General features: G+C 64.6%; 15 protein-coding genes and 1 tRNA gene. 10 read left to right on the top strand and 6 right to left on the bottom strand.

Annotated elements, in window-relative coordinates:
• Positions 1-33 precede the first annotated feature (33 nt).
• Positions 34-1,020, bottom strand: a complete 987-nt coding sequence (locus tag AC3WT0_RS01205; RefSeq protein WP_492750769.1) for a hypothetical protein — start codon at positions 1,018-1,020, stop codon at positions 34-36.
• A 145-nt stretch (positions 1,021-1,165) separates the two neighbouring features.
• Positions 1,166-1,255, bottom strand: a tRNA-Ser gene (locus AC3WT0_RS01200).
• A gap of 137 nt (positions 1,256-1,392) precedes the next feature.
• Between AC3WT0_RS01200 and AC3WT0_RS01195 the strand changes: the two genes are divergently transcribed.
• From AC3WT0_RS01195 to AC3WT0_RS01155, 9 genes are read left to right on the top strand one after another with little or no spacing between them, the layout of a single operon-like run.
• Complete coding sequence (locus tag AC3WT0_RS01195) at positions 1,393-2,421, top strand: lytic murein transglycosylase (protein ID WP_492750768.1); 1,029 nt, start codon at positions 1,393-1,395, stop codon at positions 2,419-2,421.
• On the top strand, positions 2,405-3,247 hold the full coding sequence (locus tag AC3WT0_RS01190) for a septal ring lytic transglycosylase RlpA family protein (protein WP_492750767.1): 843 nt from the start codon (positions 2,405-2,407) through the stop codon (positions 3,245-3,247). Before AC3WT0_RS01195 ends, AC3WT0_RS01190 begins: the two co-directional genes overlap by 17 nt.
• 26 nt (positions 3,248-3,273) lie before the next feature.
• Positions 3,274-4,443 carry a D-alanyl-D-alanine carboxypeptidase family protein gene (locus tag AC3WT0_RS01185; protein WP_492750765.1) on the top strand — a complete coding sequence of 390 codons (1,170 nt, stop codon included), beginning with the start codon at positions 3,274-3,276 and terminating at the stop codon, positions 4,441-4,443.
• Positions 4,440-5,063: a dTMP kinase gene (gene tmk / locus AC3WT0_RS01180; protein WP_492750763.1), complete on the top strand. Its 624-nt coding sequence runs from the start codon at positions 4,440-4,442 to the stop codon at positions 5,061-5,063. Before AC3WT0_RS01185 ends, tmk begins: the two co-directional genes overlap by 4 nt.
• Positions 5,060-6,049 carry a DNA polymerase III delta subunit-related protein gene (locus AC3WT0_RS01175; RefSeq protein ID WP_492750761.1) on the top strand — a complete coding sequence of 330 codons (990 nt, stop codon included), beginning with the start codon at positions 5,060-5,062 and terminating at the stop codon, positions 6,047-6,049. Before tmk ends, AC3WT0_RS01175 begins: the two co-directional genes overlap by 4 nt.
• A gap of 4 nt (positions 6,050-6,053) precedes the next feature.
• Positions 6,054-7,613 (top strand): methionine--tRNA ligase, encoded by a 1,560-nt coding sequence (gene metG / locus AC3WT0_RS01170; RefSeq protein ID WP_492750759.1) that lies wholly within the window; start codon positions 6,054-6,056, stop codon positions 7,611-7,613.
• 5 nt (positions 7,614-7,618) lie between these two features.
• A complete protein-coding gene (locus AC3WT0_RS01165; RefSeq protein WP_492750758.1) occupies positions 7,619-8,395 on the top strand; it encodes a TatD family hydrolase in 777 nt (258 codons plus the stop codon).
• Entirely contained in the window at positions 8,392-9,156 is a 765-nt protein-coding gene (locus tag AC3WT0_RS01160; RefSeq protein WP_492750757.1) for an MBL fold metallo-hydrolase, read from the top strand. Before AC3WT0_RS01165 ends, AC3WT0_RS01160 begins: the two co-directional genes overlap by 4 nt.
• Positions 9,153-9,752 (top strand): retropepsin-like aspartic protease family protein, encoded by a 600-nt coding sequence (locus AC3WT0_RS01155; protein ID WP_492750755.1) that lies wholly within the window; start codon positions 9,153-9,155, stop codon positions 9,750-9,752. Before AC3WT0_RS01160 ends, AC3WT0_RS01155 begins: the two co-directional genes overlap by 4 nt.
• Before the next feature lie 3 nt (positions 9,753-9,755).
• Here AC3WT0_RS01155 and AC3WT0_RS01150 read toward each other — a convergent pair whose 3' ends face one another.
• The gene (locus AC3WT0_RS01150) at positions 9,756-10,061 is read right to left on the bottom strand and encodes a hypothetical protein (RefSeq protein ID WP_492750753.1); all 306 of its coding nucleotides are present in this window, start codon (positions 10,059-10,061) and stop codon (positions 9,756-9,758) included.
• Between the two features lie 230 nt (positions 10,062-10,291).
• On the opposite strand from AC3WT0_RS01150, the gene AC3WT0_RS01145 reads away from it, so the two are divergent.
• A complete protein-coding gene (locus tag AC3WT0_RS01145; RefSeq protein ID WP_492750751.1) occupies positions 10,292-11,686 on the top strand; it encodes a helix-turn-helix domain-containing protein in 1,395 nt (464 codons plus the stop codon).
• A gap of 71 nt (positions 11,687-11,757) precedes the next feature.
• On the opposite strand, the gene AC3WT0_RS01140 is transcribed toward AC3WT0_RS01145, so the two are convergent.
• The 3 genes from AC3WT0_RS01140 to AC3WT0_RS01130 form a co-directional block, all read right to left on the bottom strand.
• Positions 11,758-12,030 (bottom strand): hypothetical protein, encoded by a 273-nt coding sequence (locus AC3WT0_RS01140; RefSeq protein WP_492750750.1) that lies wholly within the window; start codon positions 12,028-12,030, stop codon positions 11,758-11,760.
• A gap of 824 nt (positions 12,031-12,854) precedes the next feature.
• The gene (locus tag AC3WT0_RS01135; protein ID WP_492750748.1) at positions 12,855-13,784 is read right to left on the bottom strand and encodes a hypothetical protein; all 930 of its coding nucleotides are present in this window, start codon (positions 13,782-13,784) and stop codon (positions 12,855-12,857) included.
• A 25-nt stretch (positions 13,785-13,809) separates the two neighbouring features.
• Positions 13,810-15,018: a rolling circle replication-associated protein gene (locus tag AC3WT0_RS01130; RefSeq protein WP_492750747.1), complete on the bottom strand. Its 1,209-nt coding sequence runs from the start codon at positions 15,016-15,018 to the stop codon at positions 13,810-13,812.
• Positions 15,019-15,182 lie beyond the last annotated feature (164 nt).

Below are 15,182 nucleotides of genomic sequence, written 5' to 3'. Positions count from 1 at the left end.
ACGCCGGGGGAAATCCAGCGCCCGATGTCTCGCTCAGCTCGCGCTTCGCATCGGCCGCCGCGCAATGTTCGACCACAACCGGCCGAGGCTTTCGAGGCCGCCCACGGTCGAGCTGAACATGGTCGTGTCGCAGACAAGCAGGGTGCCGGGGAACGCTGCCTCGGTCGACTGGAGCAGCGCGTCGAACCGGTCTCGACCGTCGGCGGTGAAGGGGTGCGGCGGTGCCGCCATGTCGATGCGCTGGCGGGCAAGCACGTCGAGCCGTTCGATACCGTCACCGATCCGTTCGAGCTGCGGCAGATGGGCATGGAGATTGAAGGTATCGACGCCGTCCAGAAGGCCAAGCCGATCCAGCCCGCGCTCCGCGTCGACAGGGCTCGGCGCTCCATCGGCCTCGGCTGCGGGATGAAGCCCGAACCGGTTTTCGACGGGCACGCCAAGGCCGGCGAGCAGGGACCGTGCGAAGCCGCCAAAGCCTTGTCGCGGCGGGATCGCCTTGTCGCCATGGTGGCGATGCTCGGCCACGCGCTGCTCGGCGAGCGACTCCTCCGCGACGTCGTTCGCCTCGCCAATATCGTGATGCGGGCAGACGAAGATGAGGTGGTTGGGATCCTGGAGAAACTGACGGACGGCAGCGACTTCGACTTCGGTCGCGCTTTGCCCCGTCCTGAACGAGTCGAAACTGATCACGACGACGGTATCAACACGCGACAATATCGCTTCATCGAGCGCCGTGACGAATCCGTCGTCGGCAACGCGCTCGATCTGGATGGTCGCGCGCCCGGCCTCGGCGCCCATCTGCTCGGCGAAGGCAGCGAAATTGGGCTTCTGGACATGATCGAGGAAGCCGGCAATGCCCTGGTCGGTCGATGCCGGATCCGCCAGCGGCTCGAACGCGGGATAGAAAAGGCGACGCAGCTCGAAGAGCGCCGGAAAGCGGTCGTCTATGACGGGATAGGGGGCGCCAGCCTCGCCGGGGCGACTCCAGGCAAAGTACAGAAGAACACGGCGGACGGCCATTGGATCATCCCATCTCCGGCTGCGCTTCGGATGCGCATCGCCCGTCTAGGCGCTCGATGTCGCAGCTTATTGATCACGCTTGCTCATTTTGGAGCGCGTTGCCGCGTCGAGGCAAGCCCGGGAAGGATGCCGAATTCTTTAAAAATGGCGGAAGCGGTGGGATTCGAACCCACGATGCGATCTCTCGCATGCTCGTTTTCAAGACGAGAGCCTTCAACCACTCGGCCACGCTTCCCTATGGCCGCGCGCAATATCGTCACCGCGCGCTATGGCAAAGCGAAAAGGCGCGCGGCCTCTTGTGCCTGCCATGCGATGAGGCGAGTGTCATCGGCTCGCTCGCTGTGGCAATGTGGGTCGCTCAAGGGGAGGGCGATGGGCAGATTTTTTGCGGCGCTCGTCTCTGGCCTGATGCTGGCGGCAACGCCGGCTGCGGCGCAGGACGAGGCTGGTTTCCAGACATTCATCACCAGGCTGCGCGCGCAAGCGTTGGCCGAGGGCGTGACGCCGCGCACGCTTGATGCCGTGCTGCCGACGCTCAGCTTCAATCCGCGCGTCGTCCAGCTCGATCAGTCGCAGCCGGGGGGCAATCCCAATGCGCCGGCCTCGGCTATTCCGGCCTTCGCTCCTTATCGCGCGCGCCATGTCGATGCCGATCGCATCACGCGCGGGCAGGCCAAATATCGCGCCGTCCGCGGCCAGCTGCAACGGATCGAGGGCGAAACCGGCGTGCCCGAATCGATCATGGTCGCGATCTGGGGGCATGAGACCAATTACGGCGCCTATACCGGCGACTTCGATCTGCTCCGCTCGCTCGCGACGCTGGCCTATGATGGGCGCCGCCGCGATCTGTTCACCGCCGAGTTCATCGCCGCGCTCAAGATGATCGATCGCGGCGTGTCGCGCGATCAGCTGAAGGGAAGCTGGGCAGGCGCTACGGGCTATCCGCAATTCCTGCCCAGCGTGTATCTGCGTCTCGCGCGCGACGGCGATGGCGACGGACGCATCGATATCTGGACCAGCGCGCCCGACGCATTGGCCTCGATCGCCAATTATTTCGTCAACGCCGGCTGGCGGGCGGGCGAGCCATGGGGGATCGCGGTCAACGTGCCTGCCTCGCTCGATCGCGCCGCGATCGCATCCAGGACAAAATCGCCCCGCTGCCCGCGCGTGCATGATCGCCACAGCCGCTGGCTGACCATCGCCGAATGGCGCGCCAAGGGCATCGTGCCGCAATCGAGCGCCTGGCCGCGCGATGACGAGCTGGCGAGCCTGCTCGAACCCGACGGCCCGGGCCAGGCCGCCTATCTGCTGACCGGCAACTACCGCGTCATCCTCGATTATAACTGCTCCAACTTCTACGCGCTCTCGGTGGGATTGCTGGCCGATGCGGTCGCGCGCTGAGCTTCTGCTCCTTCTCCTCCTCGCCGGCTGCGGCGTCGCGGGGCGCGATCAATCGGCCGGCACGCGCGTCTCGACGCGCACGCCGGTGGCCGAGCCGATCAAGGTCGGCGATCTTTATATGGTGCGCGGCATCGCCTATCACCCGGCCGACGTCCGCGAATATGACGAGGTGGGCTGGGCAAGCTGGTATGGCGAGGAAGTGAAGGGCAACCGCACGTCCAACGGCGAACGCTTCAATCCCGACGGAATCAGCGCCGCGCACACCACCTTGCCGATGCCGTCCTATGTAGAGGTCACCGCGCTCGACACCGGCCGGACCATTCTCGTGCGTATCAACGATCGCGGCCCCTTCTCGCGGCGCAAGCTGATCGATCTGTCGCGCGGCGCCGCACGTCAGCTGGGGATCGAGGGGCATGGCAATGCCGCCGTCCGCGTGCGCCGCGTCGAGGCTTCGGTGGACGAGCAGCGCACCCTGATGCGCGGCGGCAAGGTGGGCGAGCGCCCGCGCGTCGCGCTCGATCAGCTCGCCATGCTCCGCCGCCGCCTCGCAACGCGCCCCGATCGCGCGCTCGCGCCGGTGGGCGAGGGCGTGCCGGCGGTGATCCGCCCCGGCTTCCAGCGCGCCTTCGTTCAGGTCGGCACCTTCGCCAGCAAGGCGAATGCCGAGCGGCTTGCGGCGTCGCTCGGCGGGCTGGCCTCGGCGGCCGGCAGCTATTGGCGTGTGCGGCTGGGGCCTTATGATCCCACCGCAGCGCGACGCTCGCTGGCGGATGTCGTCGCGAAAGGCTATCGCGATGCGACGATCGTCGGCGAGGCGATCAATTGATTTTCAGATATTGTTGAAGGCCTGACATGAAAGCTCTTGTTACCGCTTCTTTTTTTACCATCGCTCTCGCCACGCCGACTATTGCGGCCGCTCCGCCCTTCGAAACGACGGCACCGATCGCCTATATGGAGGACCTGTCCTCTGGCGCGGAGCTTTATGCCAAGGATGCCGATCGCCGGATGCCCCCCGCATCGATGGCGAAGATGATGACGGTCTATGTCGCCTTCGATCTGATCAGGAAGGGCGAACTGAAGCTCGACCAGACCTTCACCGTCCGCCCCGAAACCTGGCAGAAATGGCATGGCCCGGCCGCCGGCTCGACGATGTTCCTGTCGGTTGGCGAGCAGGTCAGCGTCAAGGATCTGCTCCACGGCATCGTCACCCTGTCGGGCAATGATGCCTGCGTCGTGCTGGCAGAAGGCATTCGCGGCACCGAAACCGCCTTCGTCGCCGAGATGAACCGCCACGCCCAGGCGCTTGGCATGGCCAACAGCCATTTCGGCACGTCGAACGGCTGGCCCGACAATGGCGTGACCTACACCACCGCGCGCGATCTGGCCCATCTCGCCGCTGCCACGGTCCGTGACTTCCCCGATCTGTACAAGCAATTCTACAGCCAGACCTCGTTCACCTGGGGCAAGACGCTGGGTGCGGGCGATCCCATCACCCAGGCGAATCGCGATCCGCTGCTGGGCCGCGTGCAGGGGGCCGACGGCCTCAAGACCGGCCACACCGAAGAAGCCGGCTATGGCTTCACCGGATCGGCGGAGCAGAATGGCCGCCGTCTGGTCATGGTCGTCGCGGGGCTCGACACCTTCAACAATCGCATTTCCGAATCCGTGAAGTTCATGGACTGGGGCTTCCGCGCCTGGACGTCCAAGCCGCTGTTCAAGAAGGGCGCCGAGGTCGAGACGGCCGAGGTCCAGCTTGGCGGCGTCAACAAGGTCGGTCTCGTCGCGCCGCGCGATCTGGCGGTGACGCTTCCCGGCGGCGCCGCGAGCGCGATGCAGGTCAAGGTCGTCTATAACGGCCCGGTCAAGGCGCCGATCAAGGCAGGCGACCATATCGCCGATCTCGTGGTTTCGACGCCCGATACCCCGCCGCAGGTGATGCCGCTGGTCGCCGCGAGCGACGTTGCCGAGGCCGGCTTCTTCGGCCGCGCCTGGGCCGGCCTCATGTCGCTCTTCGGGCGTTGAGCGGCTGTTTCATCTCGCTTGAGGGCGGGGAGGGGGTCGGCAAGTCCACCCAGGCCCGGCGGCTCGCCGCGGCGCTGGAGGCGCGCGGGACCGAGGTGGTGCTGACGCGCGAGCCCGGCGGTTCGGCGGGGGCCGAGGCGATCCGCGCGTTGCTGCTCGAAGGCGATGGCGGCCGCTGGAACGCCCGGAGTGAGGCGCTGCTCTTCGCCGCCGCGCGCGCCGATCATGTCGCGCGCACGATCCGCCCGGCGCTGGAACGCGGCGCCTGGGTGATCTGCGACCGCTTCATTGACAGCTCGCGCGCCTATCAGGGCGCGGGCGGGATCGAGGATGCCGACATATTGGCGCTCCACCGCATAGGCAGCGGCGGGCTCCTGCCTGACCGGACGCTGCTGCTGGCGCTCCCCGCAGGCGAAGCGGCCGCGCGCGCCGATCGCCGCGACGCCGGGACCGTCGACCGGATCGGCGGCCGCGATGCCGGCTATCATGCCAGCGTCGCGGCGCTGCTCGGGCGCTTTGCCGACCAGGAACCCGCGCGTTTCCGCGTGATCGACGCCAGCGGCGACGAGGAAGAGGTCACGGAGCGCCTACTTGCCGCGCTCGACGGACTGACGTCATGACGTCGCTCGTCGGCCATGCCGAACAGATATTGGCGCTGCACGAGGCAGCGAATGGCGGCCGGCTCCATCACGCCTGGCTGCTCGCAGGCCCGCGCGGCATCGGCAAGGGATTGTTCGCGCGGCTGGCGGCGCAGTGGCTGCTTGCCGATGCCGCGCTGCCCATGGCCGGAGCGCCCGGCTTCGCGGTACCCGAAGATCATCCGACCGCGCGGCTGATCGCTGCCGGCAGCCATCCCGACTACAAATTGCTGGAGCGCCTGCCGCGCGATACGGGCAACGATCTCGCGCGCAACATCAGCATCGCGCAGGTCCGCGCGCTCCAGCCGCTGCTCGGCAGCACGCCGTCCCAATCCTATCGCCGCGTGATCCTCATCGATGCGATCGACGATCTCGAGCGCAGCGCCGCCAACGCGCTGCTCAAGAATCTCGAGGAGCCGCCGGCCAACACGATTTTCTTCCTCGTCAGCCACGCGCCGGGCCGCCTGCTGCCGACGATCCGTTCGCGCTGCCGCGTGCTTCGCTTCCAGCCGCTGTCCCCGGCCGAGACCGATCGGGTGATCCGCACCCGGCTTCCCGATGCCGACAATGGCGAGGTCGATGCGCTTGTCGCGCTCTCGGAAGGATCGCCGGGCATGGCGCTGCGCTTCGCCGGTCTCGACATAGCCGGCCTCGACGCCGCGCTGGCGCGGCTGGCCGGGGAGGGGGATCCCACCAACGCCGAACGCTCCGCTCTGTCGCGTGCGCTTGCGACCAAGGCGGCCCAGCCACGCTTCGAGGCTTTTCTGGAACGTGCGCCGGCCTTCATCGCCGATCTCGCTGCCCGGCGCTCTGGTCCGGCGCTGGCGCAAACGATAGCGGCATGGGAAGCCGCACGTTCGCTCGCCGCCAGCGCCCAGCCGCTCGCGCTCGATCCGCAGGCCGTGGCCTTCGAACTCGGCACGCTCGTCGCCGGCCTTGCCCCCGGAGCGCCATCCGCTAAAGGCTGAGGCCATGGCGAAGCCCTTCTACATCACCACCGCGATCAGCTACCCCAATGGCCGTCCACATATCGGCCACGCCTATGAAGCGATCGCCGCGGATGCGATCGCGCGCTTCCAGCGCTTCATGGGGCGTGAGGTGCGCTTCCTAACCGGCACCGACGAACATGGGCTGAAGATGGCGCAGACGGCACGTGACCGGGGTGTTACGCCAAAGGCACTTGCCGATGAAATGTCTTCCTATTTCAAGGCAATGGATGATCGCCTTGGGATCAGTTACGATCGATTCATCCGCACGACCGACGCCGATCATCATGCCGCAAGCCAGGCGATCTGGCGCGCGATGGTTGCCAGTGGCGACATTTATTCGGGCCGCTATGAAGGCTGGTATTCGGTCCGCGACGAAGCCTTTTACGACGAGAAGGAACTTGTCGGCGGCGAAGGGGGCACCCGCCTGTCGCCGCAGGGCACGCCAGTCGAATGGACCGTCGAGGAAAGCTGGTTCTTCCGCCTCTCGGCCTATCAGGACCGGCTGCTTCAACATTATACCGACAATCCCGGCTTCATCCGTCCCGAAAGCCGCCGCAACGAAGTGATCCGCTTCGTCGAGGGCGGTCTGTCGGACCTGTCGATCTCGCGCACCAGTTTCGATTGGGGCGTGCCGGTGCCCGACAGCCCGGGCCATGTCATGTATGTCTGGGTCGATGCGCTGACCAACTATCTGACCGGCGCGGGTTACCCGGCTGCGGGATACGAGCATTTCTGGCCGGCCGATCTCCATGTGATCGGCAAGGACATTATTCGTTTCCATGCAGTCTATTGGCCGGCGTTCCTCATGTCCGCCGGCATCGCGTTGCCCAAGGCGGTGTTCGGCCACGGCTTCCTGCTCCATCGCGGCGAGAAGATGTCGAAGTCGCTCGGCAACGTCGTCGATCCGCTCGATCTTACCGATGCCTTCGGCGTCGATGCGCTGCGCTATTTCCTGCTGCGCGAAGTGAGCTTCGGGCAGGATGGCAGCTATTCGGCCGAAGCGATCGTGACACGCGTGAACGCCGATCTCGCCAACAGTCTTGGCAATCTGGCGCAGCGCACGCTCGCCTTCATCGTCAAGAATTGCGAGGGTAAAGTCCCTGTCGGCGGCAAGGCCGATCCGGCCGATGCCGAGCTGCTCGCGCTCGTCCGCCGCGCCTGCGCCGAGGAATTGCCTGCCGCATTCGAGGATCTGGCGCTCGCGCAGGGCATAGACGCCTGGATTCGCGCCGTCTTCGCCTGCAACCAGTATATCGATGCGCAGGCACCCTGGACGCTGCGCAAGACCGATCCCGATCGCATGACAGCGGTGCTGGCGACGCTTTACCGCGCGATCGCCGAGCTCGCGATCGCGATTGCCCCGGTTATCCCGGCTGGTACCACCGCGCTGCTCGATCAGATGGGCGTGCCGTTCGAAGAGCGCAACCACGCCTCCTTGATCGACGATGGCCGGCACGATCGCCTTGCCGCCTCGGGCTTCACGCTCGCGCCGCCGACGCCCGTTTTCCCGAAACTTGAATTGCCGGCCGAAGACGCCAGCTAGACCCTATGTTCATCGATAGCCATTGCCACCTGAACTATAAGGGCCTCGTCGAGGAGCAGGATGCGGTGCTGGCCCGCGCCCGCGCCGCTGGCGTCGCGACGATGCTCAACATCTCGACCCGCGAACGCGAATGGGATGACGTCGTCGCCACCGCCGAGCGCGCGCCAGACGTCTGGGCCACGATCGGCATCCACCCGCACGAGGCGGACGCGCATCACGATGTCGATACCGCCAAGCTGGTGGCGAAAGCCGCGCATCCGCGCGTCATCGGCATCGGTGAGACCGGCCTCGACTATTATTACGACCACAGCGATCGCGATCGGCAACAGGCGAGTTTTCGCGCGCATATCGCTGCCGCGCGCGAGACCGGTCTCCCGCTCATCGTCCACACGCGCGATGCGGAGGACGACACAGCGGCGATCATGGCCGAGGAAATGGGGAAGGGGGCCTATCCGGGCGTCATCCACTGCTTCACCGCCAGTGGAGCTTTTGCCGACAAAGCATTGGATCTGGGATTTTATATCTCGATCTCGGGGATCGTGACATTCAAGAACGCCCGCGATCTGCAGGAGACCGCCGCGCGGCTTCCTGCAGACCGACTGCTGATCGAGACGGACTCGCCTTTCCTCGCGCCGGTGCCTCATCGCGGCAAGAGCTGCGAGCCCGCCTTTGTCGCCGATACCGCGCGCTTCCTTGCTGGTCTGCGCGGCGTGACCGTCGAGGAACTGGGCGCGCAGACCAGCCGCAATTTCCACGCCCTGTTCGCGAAGGCGAGCGCGTGAAGGCTCGCATCCTCGGATGCGGCACCTCTTCCGGCGTTCCCCGCATCGGCAATGATTGGGGCAGCTGCGATCCCGCCGAGCCACGCAACCGACGCACGCGCGTGTCGATCCTCGTCGAGAGCGCGACGACGCGCATTCTGGTCGATACCTCGCCCGATATGCGCGAACAGCTACTCGCCGCTCATGTAGCGGCAGTCGATGCGGTGATCTGGACCCATGACCATGCCGATCACTGCCACGGCATCGACGATCTTCGGCAGCTTTTTCACGCAGCAGGACGCCCCGTCGTCGGCTATGCGCGCCCCGACACGCTCGCGTCGTTGGCGTCGCGTTTCGCCTATGCGTTCGAAGGGCGGGGCGGCTATCCGGCCACAGTCGAAGGGCGCGTGCTACCAGACAGCGTGATGATCGGAGATATAGCGGTTGCGGTGATCGATCAACCGCATGGCAGCATCACATCGGCCGGCCTGATCTTCGCTCACAATGATAAAATAATTGTATATTCAACTGATTTTAATATTATAACTGACGATATGCTGGCCGCATACGAGGATGCCGACCTCTGGATCGTCGACGCCCTGCGCGAACGGCCGCACCCCACTCATTCGGACCTCGCGACGACTCTGGCGGCCATCCGCGACATCGCGCCCGGGCTTGCCGTGCTGACGCATATGGATCAGTCGATGGATTATCAGGCGCTGGCGGCGAAACTGCCCGAGCGCGTCATTCCGGGGCATGACGGGCTGGACATATGGGTTTGAGCGAAAATGACTCCATCCAGATCGTATGGTCGATCGGCGCGCTGATCCTCGTCGGCAGCGGCCTGATCGCGCGGCGGTTGCCGATCGGGCAGACGCTGAAGCTGATCGCGCTCTGGATCGCGATCTTTGCCGGCGCGCTGCTGGTCGTCAGCTATCGCGGTGCGATCGCTTCGGCCTGGCATCGCATTGCGGGCGAGCTTGTCGGCAGCCAGACCGTCGGTAACACGCTGCGCATCCCGATGTCCGACGACGGGCATTTCTGGGTCAATGCCAGCGTCAACGGCGTCTCGCAGCGCTTCCTGATCGACAGCGGCGCGACGACAACTGCCCTGTCGACTGGCCTCGTCAGCAAGGCGGGGGTCGAGGTCGATACGGGCGCGATGCCACAACTGCTCAACACCGCCAATGGCGAGGTGCAGGCCCAGCCCGCGCGCGTCGCCGAGTTCGCTGTCGGCCCGATCCGTTCACGCGACCTGCGGATCGTGACCGCTCCGGCCTTCGGCGACACCAACGTCATCGGCATGAATTTTCTGTCGACGCTCAAGGCCTGGCGCGTCGAGGGGCAGACGCTGGTTCTCGAACCCTGGGGCGGGTAACGCTCAATCCCGCTTGAGCGACCAGCCGGCGGAATCCTTCCGCTCCCTGACGCGCAATCGCAGGTGAAGCGCATCCGCCACGCGCGCAAGGATTGCGAGATCGGGTTTTTCGGGGTCGGCGAGTGCGGCGTGAATGGCCTCGGCATCAAGCCCTGAATCTGCGGCGATCTGGGCAATCCCGCGCGAATGGGCGATTGCGCAAAAGGCGCGGCTCACCGCCGCTCCCTGCGCGCTGGCCAGCGCATCCTTGAGCGCGAGCAATTGGGAAATGTCGTCGCCGACGAAGGCGGCCTTGTTGGTATCGGGCATCTGATGCGGGGGCGGTTTTCATGATCGAGAAAGGCCGAGATTAGCGCCGCCCGCCGCCCTCCGTCTTTCCACTCTCGGGCCAATCTCTTGCCAGAATCCCGAATGACTGCGCGGCGTGAAACAGCGAACAACTTGTTGCCCATTGGAACATACTGTAAATTCAAAATATGGGAGAGCGGGCGAATATTCTTTCGGTTGCCACCGAAATAAGGCGTACCGGCAGCGGTGTGATGTACCAGGCCGATCACGCGCATCATCAGCTCGAATTCAATCTCATCATCAGCGGGAAGGGCACCTATTTCCTTGAAGATGGGCAGCATGATCTCGTCCCGGGCACGCTCGTCTGGTTGCTGCCGGGGCAGCCGCACCGGCTCATCCGCTCGCCCGATCTCGACATGTGGGTGGCGCTGATCTCGCCCGAGGAACTGGACGAGGAGCTGGTCCGCGAGGTCGCCGAACAACCCTGCCGCGTACTGGCGAGCGTTGACGCCATCGCGCTCGACCGTCTGCTCGCGCATATCTCGCAGGACAGCGACGAGCCGACGCTTTATCGGACCGGGCTCGAATATGCCTTTCGCAGCGCCTGGCGTGCAAGCCGCATCACCAATGGCGCGCCGCAGCGCGCTACGCATCCGGCGGTGATCCGGACGCTGGAGATATTGCGGTCGAGCGCGGAAACGCCCAGCGCCGCGGCGCTCGCCAGGATGTGCGGCATCTCGCAGGATTATCTCGGGCAGCTGCTCGTCGAGCATACCGGGCGCGGTTTTGTCGAATGGCGCAACCGCACCCGGCTCGAGCGCTTCCACATCCTTTATCCGCAAAGCGGCGATCTGCTCACCGCCGCCTTCGACGCCGGATTCGGTAGCTATACCCAGTTCCACCGCGTCTTTTGCGAAATGGTCGGCACGACGCCCGGCGAATGGGCGCGGAACGGTGCCGCGGTCCAGACGGTCGCGCTGCCGTCGGAGGCGAGGACGATCAGGGGCAGCGATGCCGAGAGCACGCGGATGATCTGGTATCCACTGGCTGAGATTTCGTTGCAGGCGGCGGCACGTTGGCTTGCGCCGTCATTCGGCGCACAGCTGCCGCCCAAGGGGCCGCTGCCGCATTCTACCATCCCCGTGGAGAGCGGCGTCGAATCCTATGCCGATCTGCGGCGATTTGAGCCCCTTCTGCTCGACGAGATTCGCGCGATCGATGCCGATCGCTGCGCCAAGCTCGAGCGTGCCTTCAGCCGCAACGATCTGTTTGAAACCTATCGCAGCTCGATCGGGCAATATGAACTCGGCGTCCAGGATCTCGCCAATCTCGTCGGGCTTTATATGATGTTCGCGTGGATCGCCGCCAATCACGCGCCGATCCCCAGCGTGCCTCAGCTTTTGCGGATCACCGGTGCGGCGCGTCATGCCATCGCGGCGGCGGGATGCTTCGATGCCGCGACGCCGGAGGAGCGCCGGCTCGCGGCCGCCGCGCTCATCGTTCAGATCATGATGCTGCGCGGTGCGATCACGGCGTCGCGAGCGGGCGGGGGAGATATGGCAGTCAAAAGGATCGCGCAGGCCGCCCGCAATACCGCATTGGCGACCCTCGGCGTCGACATAGCCGCGTTCCGCCTGACCGACTGAGTTTCGTCGAAACGAAAACCGGCGGCGGAGATGGTCTCCGCCGCCGGCCTCGAACAGCGCCGATGGAGGGATTAGCGCTGGTTGGCAGCCGTGGCAGCCATGCGGAGTTCGTCGTTCGCCTGACGCAGCAGGTCCTTGGCGCGCGCGGCGTGGCCGCCGAGGTCGAACTCGTTGGCTTCCTGCGCGGCAGTGACATAGTCGAACGCCTGACGGACGAGGTCCTGCGCATTGGCCAGATTGCCGTGGCGCGCGTGGCTGATGTTCTGGGCCGGCTCCTGCGCGGAAGCCAGGCTGGGGGCCGCCAGCAGCGAAAGGGCGCAAAGGAACTTCATGTTCTTGGTCATGCTTACATCCTCATTCCAAAAGAAAGGCTTGCGGTCCTGACGGGCGCAACCTGAAAACAAGCGATATTGCCCAATCCCTTAGGGGGGCTAAGGGAGCGGGATCGGGAATATCGCAACGGCCATCTTTTCCTTTGAGGAAGCCGATGGGTCAGGCCGTCGATCACATTGCATTAAATTGCGCCGACGCCCTTGATACTGCCCAGGCTGCGGCGATGGCGGCTTGATAGAGGTAATCGATTCGGGCGTCTTGTCACGTTCAGCGTATTTCATTTGCAAAATCCGGAAACCGCGTGCCGTCGTCACGATAAATGCAGATCTCTTTCTCCGATGTCCCGCAGCCACGTTGCGCACCCTTGCGACCACAGGCATTGACATGGGGTGTCATCTCGGGATGACAATTGTGTTTTACATAATGTATATTATCGGACTTCGCCGAACAAACCACTAACCCCCAGCGCTCAAATCGTGAACCTACGCCGAACGCCGGTTTCCAAATATTAGAACCGGGCCTTGCGGGGCGCGACCGTCGCGCCTTCACCGGCAGGACGCGCCACCGGATTGGCGGCAGCCTGCTCGATCACGATCCTCACAGTACGAGGAGATGCAGCAGACCGCGAACGGCGGCTGCGCACTCCTGCGGTACGACGCCGAGCGTAACCGCTGCGGCCACCACTCCGGCGAGCAACGGTTCGCCGGCCCGTCGAACGACGCGAAGAACGCCTCGCATAAGCCATTTCCTTTCTCCCGAGGCGGAATTGCCCCGGAGCGATTTAGACTCATAGTCAGGACTCGCCGTCAAGCTACTGACAGACTTATCCACAGCTTTATGCACCCGAATACATCCATTCCGCAGCGGTGCCATAATAGCCACCGGCCGTGTCCCACGGGCCGAACTGGAGACCGCGCGACAATCCGCCCTTAACAGCAGCTTGGGCGGCGGCCTTGCCAATGGTTCCCCACGCGCGGTCGCTGACTTGCTGGACGAACAGGTTCGCCAGCGCCTTGCGCAGATCGACCTCATCGAAATGCTGGTAGATCCGCAGCGCCTTTTCCTGTGGCGTCAGACCGGGCGACTTATACTTGCCAGGCAGCGCGGCATAGATCGCATTCACAGCGTCCACCGCTTCGGTAATGCCGCCGATGATCTTGCCGGGGACACCCCCAATGGAAAGGTTCAACTTGCGTTCCTTGGTCCCCTTCCCCGGTGGCTGCCGCACGTGCGGCTTAGGCTGGCCGCGCACGCGATTGCGAAGGCGCGGATCGATTTTCCACGACAACTCCCCGACCCCGCGAACGAGGGTGCGGGGTCCCCAAATCGATTGCTCATGCGGCGACAGAAAAGGATTCGGCTGCCGATACGGAATGAGCCGATACGGCACGGGAGCCTTTTCAGGCCCCGGCCGCGCAATCGGCACCGCCATAGGATTTACAGTCGGCTCCAGCGCGGGAGCGCTCTCCGGCCAAATCCATATATCAGGCTCACTGATGAACGCCGGTCGCGGCGCCGCCCCTGCGGGCGGGAGCGTATCGCGCGACCACGTCTCGACGTGTTCCATAGGATGCGTGAACGCATCGCCGCGATCATGGAAGAGCGAGAAGCTATACCAATATCGCTCGATCGCCGCTCCGACCTCGTCCATGCCGGGCGTTTTGGCCTGCCCGCTGATGCATGAGGGGCCGCTGGCGTTCACATACCAGCCGCCTTTCACGAGATGCGTCGGCGGCCCCGCGGTTGGACATTCGCTGCGCTTCACCCAAGGCGACCCATAGGTGGGATCGCTAGGGGCTATCACCAGCCCACCGTGACGGCGCATGATCGCGTCCAACGCGTCGATTGCATCCAGAACCCTCCAAAGAGGGTGTTGGCGGATAATCGTGAAGGCGCGTGCAAAGCCCCGTTCGCTCTTCCCAAACGGGACACGAGCGGCAATCCGCCTGAATTTCCTCGCCGTGTCTATGAAATTGTCGTTCGCCGCGAACCTGTTGTCGTTCGCTGGCGTTGGCAGCCTCCCCGGCTGTTGAAAGCCTTGGCGGTACGGCTGCGGTGCTGTCGGCCTGTAGCTCACCGGCCATGCTGACGCTGACATGTGCAGTCCCCATAAAAATTGACTTTTTTGGGGGGTCTATATTTTCCTCACGGATTTCCCCCTTCGGGTCAATCCTATGATCCAGATCGCAGAGGCTGCGCTGACCATAACCCTTCGACGCTCGAACTCTCGAGATCGCAGACTTGGTGAGATATTTCGTCACATAATTGGCGGCGGTATTTATGCCCTGGGCGACCAGCTTGAACATGGAAAATCCGCCCGTCCACTGCTTACGCAGGACACGTTCGCCAACTGGGGCTTCCGGCCGCACCTCATGGATGAGGCAGTGAAAATGCGGCAACCCCGACTTATGTGCCTCTACGACGAGGATATAGCGGAGCAAAGCCCCGCTCTCTTTTCGAACACGCTTGAGCCACAGCGTGATTTCCGGCCCGATTTCGCGGACGCGCTCGGAGAACTGCTCCTTCGCATCGAGCCTATCAAAATCAATGCCCTGCGCGGCCAGACGGAGGCGCGCTCGGGACACAGCTTTGAAATGAGCATCGGGACGAAGCGTCAACGTCCCGAACCATGTGCGACCTTCGGTCGCAGCGATCTCGCTTTGCGCTCGCAGCTTCCAATGACGTGCGCGGGCCTTGAGGCACTCGACGCACTGACGGCACCGCACGTCCATCTCAAGGACGTGCGACGGGCCACGATCATAGATCGCCGGTCCCCGCTGGTAGACCTTCACAACCGATCCCGGTTTCCTCATGGCCGCCGAGCCTACAAGCTCGCGGTAAACAGGCCGTAAGCATCGGCCTGCCACGTTCCAGCGCACGCGCGGAACGCCAAGGCGGGCGACCCGCCCGACCTTGTGGACGCTTGTCGCGTTACCCGCCCCCGAGGCGACGGCTCGGGCAGCGGTAATCTTCCAGCGGTCGAGATGCTGGTAGATCATGCGCGACCCCGTACACAGCCGGTGTCACTTGTGCGTTGATAGTCCAGTGGGCCTTCGGCCCGCGCCGCTTCGCGGCCCAACGCACAATAAGAGGGGGCGCCGCCCCCTGCCCGCGTCAAGGGGGCCGGGTCCTCGCGCTTCGCGCTGCGGGCCGCACCACCCCC

The organism is Sphingomonas sp. EU05-FHT14C10 (genome assembly GCF_058790595.1).
Note: the sequence above shows the minus strand (reverse complement) of the source record. Positions and strands in the feature narration are given on the sequence as shown.